The 1,288-nt window shown below is 72.5% G+C and carries 1 protein-coding gene; it reads left to right on the top strand.

Features of this window, described 5'->3' with window-relative positions; translation table 11 throughout:
• Nucleotides 1-98: 98 nt before the first annotated feature.
• Nucleotides 99-1,288 (top strand): S41 family peptidase (locus tag ACVCAG_RS45705; protein ID WP_447191666.1); only part of this gene is annotated, 1,190 nt, incomplete at its 3' end.

The raw sequence follows: 1,288 nt of genomic DNA, 5'->3' as shown, positions 1-1,288 counted from the left end.
CGCTTCTGGCCCTTCCAGTGGATCGAGACCGGCATCTACGCCCTGCTCACCGCCGGCCTGACCTGGTTCTGCTTCTGGTGGGTCCGAAGGCGCCTGTCATGACCACCGTCAGAACCGCCGCCGCCGGGCTCGCCCTCCTGCTGGCGGCGGCCTGCACCGCGCCCGCGCCGCCGCGCGCCCAGGCGGGCACCGCGGGCCCGACGGTCTGCGCCCGCCCCCAAGGCCCACCCGCAGCGGAGACGCCCACCACGATCGACGTCATCGAGCAGGCGTACTTCTGCATCCTGGGCACCTACTACAGCGGCGCCACCCTGGACGCCCGCTCGCTGCTGACGGCCGGATTCGTCGCCCTGACCCAGGAGCTCAACCGCAACGGGCGCGAGGTGCCCGAGGCGACCATGCCGGCGCTGACCGGCGACCGCAAAGCCGACTGGGCCGCCTTCGAAAGCCTCTATCGAAAGGTCACCGACCAGGTCCCCGACCTGCGCGACCAGCTGGCCGTCGTCACCCTCGAGGCCATCGTGGCCGCCCTCGGCGACAACCACGCCCGCTGGACGCACGACGTCAAACGGCCGCCCGACTACTACGACGGCGACGGCTACGGCCTGGGCTTCGAGGCGAACGTCAACGGCGCGCAAGCCGACGCCAACCTCGGCACCGCCGTCGGCCCGCTGTTCGTCACCACCGTGCACGGCGGCGCCGCCCAGGCCGCCGGCCTGCGCCCCGGCGACATCATCGAGTCGATCAACGGCTCGGCGCCCTTCATCGACGCCAAGGCCACCCCCGCCCTCGCCGCCCTCTACCCGCAGTACCCCGACGCGCGGCCAGTGCGGCTGCGGCTACTGCGCCAGAGCACCGGCCGCCGCTGGACGGTCACGCTCAAACCCGGCCTCTACCAGCGCGACCTGGCCACCTTGCAGGTGGTGCGGTCAAAGCTGCTGGACGACGACGTCGCCTACGTGCGGATGACCGGGTTCGCGCCCGACTCCGCCAACCGGGTCCTCAAGGCCATCACCCGGCTGCGCACGGGCCGCACCCTGTCCGGCGTCGTGCTGGACCTGCGCGGCAACGGCGGCGGCAGCCCCACCGAGGCGATCCGGCTGCTGAGCGCCTTCACCCACGGCAAGGTCACCGCCCACCAGTGCACCGTGGACGGCACCTGCCAGACCATGCGGACCGACGACACCGTCGAGCTGCTCGGCCTGCCGCTGGTGGTGCTCACCGACCGCGGCTGCGCCTCGGCGTGTGAGCACTTCAGCTCCGCGGTCAAGGACCTGCGCCTCGGACA

Source organism: Streptosporangium sp. G12, assembly GCF_052983175.1.
This window is presented reverse-complemented; position numbering and strand designations above follow the sequence as displayed.